Here is a 3,401-nt window from a genome sequence, read left to right on the forward strand (position 1 = left end):
AAGTATTATATTTATAGCATTAAATTAAGTTGGGGGTCAAGGTTTTGACTCCTTTTTTATTTGGAGTCTTAAGGAGTAGATATGAATATAAAAGAATTAATAAAAAATTTAATATACGATGATGACTACAGTCCTATGACCTTAAAGGAATTAGAAATTTATTTAAAGGCTGATAAATATACAAAATCTGCTATAAAGGACATAATAGATGAACTCGTCAAGGAAAATAAAATAAGGATATCAAATAAAAAAAGACTTATGCCCTTAACAGAGGATGAAATTAATCTAATCGGAAAGATTTCTATAGCTTCTGGTGGATATGGGTTTTTTATTTCAAATAATAAAGATTTTGATGATGTATATATCTCTAGGGATAAATTAAAAGATGCTCACAATAATGACAAGGTTAGAATAAAAATCATTAGGGAAAAGCAAATATCCAAAAATGCTGAAGGTGAAGTCGTTGATATTATTGAAAGAGCAAATGAAGAGTTAATAGGAACTTATCAAGCAAACAAAAAATTTGGATTTGTAATATGCGACGATAAGTCTCATCCAGATGATATTTATATAGATAAAAAGAACTCATTAGGGGCTAAAAATGGTGACAAGGTTGTCGTTGAAATTATTTCTTATCCAAAATCAGGTAATCCTGAAGGAAAAATTATTGAAATAATTGGCGGGAAAAATGACAAAAACATCGATGTCTTATCCATTGTTCGACAGAAAAAAATACCTACAGAATTTTCTAAACAGACTAAAAAAGAAATCTTATATATAGATAATCAGGTAAATCCAAAAGAATTTGAAGGTCGAACTGACTTAAGCAATCTTTTTACAGTTACTATTGACGGGAGGGACTCAAAAGATTTTGATGATGCCATTTCTATAGAAAAAAATGGGGATAATTACGATCTCTATGTTCATATAGCAGATGTTAGCCATTATGTAAAAAGACATACAGCCTTAGATGATGATGCTTATGAGCGAGGCAATTCCACTTACTTATACAATATAGTTATTCCTATGCTACCTGAAAAATTATCAAATGGAATTTGTTCCCTAAATCCAGGTCAAATCCGCCTTACTGTAACAGCAAAAATGACCATTGATAAGAAGGGCAAGGTTATAGATAATGTCTTCTACGAATCATATATAGAATCTGATAAGAGACTTGTTTATGACGATGTAAATAACTTTTTAGAGGGGGATGATGATGTATATGATGATGATCTTCTTAAAGAAAAGTTAGGTCTTTTTAATGAACTTTATAAAATTTTAAGAAAGTCTAGGGAAAAACGTGGATCAATAGATTTTAACTTTGAAGAAAGTCAGATAGATGTATCTGAAAGTGGGGAAGTATTAAACATTGAAGCCCTTGAAAGAGGGCCAGGCAACAAGATGATTGAAGAATTTATGCTTATAGCGAATGAAACTGTAGCAAGTTTATTTGCCTATATGGATTTTCCTTTTATCTACAGGATTCACGAAAAACCAAGCGAAGAAAAACTAGATGGCTTTAAAAGAGCTTTAAACGCAATGGGTTATAATATCAAGGGAAATGACCTACATCCAAAAGATTTCCAGAATATATTGAAAGAAGTAGAGGGAAAGAAAGAAGAAAAAATTGTTAATATGCTCATGCTAAGGACGATGAAAAAAGCTAAGTATGCAAACTATAGTGAAATGCATTTCGGCCTTTCTACGAAGTTTTACACCCATTTTACGTCACCTATAAGAAGGTATCCAGACCTAATAGTTCATAGGATATTAAAATACTTTATAGAAAATAGATTAAATAAGTTGAACCAAACTAGTCTTGAGTCAAATCTCGAAGAAGCTGCTGACCACCTATCTATTACAGAAAGACGCAGTGAGGATGCTGAAAGAGCAGTCGAGGATTTAATGAAATGCAAATACATGACACGCTTTATTGGCGAAGTTTTTGAAGGAAGGATTTCTTCTATAACAGATTTTGGAATGTTTATAGAGCTTGAAAATACTGTTGAAGGTTTATTCATGTATAAGTTTTCTGACCACAGGTATGATTTTATTGAGGATAGTCTAAAAGCCTTTGATGTTGATACTAAGAAACACTATACAATTGGCCAAGAAGTAAGTATAAGAGTAGTAAATGTTGATCTTGTAAAAAGAGAAATTGACTTTTATTTGGAGGACGAAGATGAAATTATTAGCTAATAATAAAAAAGCCTTTCATGATTATTTTATAGAAGAAAAATACGAAGCAGGTCTAGAATTAAAAGGTAGTGAAGTAAAATCTATCAAGGCTGGTAAAGTTTCAATCAAAGAAGCCTTCATCTCTGACCGCAAAGGGGAGATGTTTGTCTATGGTATGCATGTAACTCCATATATGGAAGGCTTTGATAAGATAGACCCAACAAGGACTAGGAAACTTCTTCTTCACAAAAAGGAAATAAACAAACTGATAGGCAAAAAAACAGTTGATGGTTATACCATAGTGCCACTTAAAGTTTACGAAAATAATGGACTAGTAAAGATTGAAATAGCTCTAGCTAAGGGTAAAAAAATGTACGACAAGAGAGAATCAATCAAGAGAAAAGACGATAAGAGACGCATGGAAAGAGCACTTAAGAATTACTAAATTCTTTTAAAAGAAAATATAACTATGTCCTCTAAATTAAGGAGGGGGTCTAATGATTGAGGAAGTTTTTTTTACCGATAAGCTTGAAATGGATTCTTTAATAATTTATTCCAAAGACAAGGGGATATTATTAGAAGAAATTAAAGATGAAAAAATAAATATAAGATCAATAGCCAAATTTGTAACAGGCCTTGCTTGCGGAATTTTAATAGATAAATCAAATGGTGATTTTAACGAAGATACGCTTATTTATGATATTTTAAAGGATAAGGTTAATATATCCAATAAGAAAAATCTTTTAAAGCTTAAAAGTATTCGTGTTAGAGATTGCCTAACCCATACAATGGGCTATAGGGATATAATTTTGATGAGTAAGGATATAGGGGATTTGGATAAGGATAAGCTCTTAGAATATGCCTTATCATATCCTTTATATTCTAAACCGGGTGAAGAGTTTTTATATTCTAATGCTGGTTATTATGTACTCTCTGCTGTCATGCAAGAATATCTTGGCTATGACCTGTACGAATTTATTAATAAGAATATTTTTTCTGAGGTTGGTATTAATAATCCACAATGGGATAGGTATGGTAACTGCCTTGTTGGTGCAAGCAAATTATACCTAGGTGCGGAAGACTTATTAAAATTAGGAAAGATTGTAATAGATGATGGACTATATGATGGTGAAAGGATAGTTTCATCAGAGTGGATAGGGAAAATATCTAGTAAATTTTATAAAAATGACAAGGACTATATAGATAGAACTTATTTATCTGAT

3 protein-coding genes are annotated in these 3,401 nt (G+C 31.3%); all 3 read left to right on the forward strand.

Annotation, left to right across the window (positions count from 1 at the left end; genetic code table 11):
- Positions 1-81: 81 nt before the first annotated feature.
- Positions 82-2,199 carry a ribonuclease R gene (gene rnr / locus RQ907_RS08160; RefSeq protein ID WP_311492877.1) on the forward strand — a complete coding sequence of 706 codons (2,118 nt, stop codon included), beginning with the start codon at positions 82-84 and terminating at the stop codon, positions 2,197-2,199.
- Entirely contained in the window at positions 2,183-2,623 is a 441-nt protein-coding gene (smpB, locus tag RQ907_RS08165) for an SsrA-binding protein SmpB (protein WP_311492878.1), read from the forward strand. The genes rnr and smpB overlap by 17 nt, the downstream gene beginning before the upstream one ends.
- A 52-nt stretch (positions 2,624-2,675) precedes the next feature.
- The coding region (locus RQ907_RS08170; protein WP_311492879.1) for a serine hydrolase at positions 2,676-3,401 on the forward strand (726 nt) is incomplete at its 3' end.

It is taken from the genome of uncultured Anaerococcus sp. (assembly GCF_963510575.1).
Classification (GTDB): domain Bacteria; phylum Bacillota; class Clostridia; order Tissierellales; family Peptoniphilaceae; genus Anaerococcus.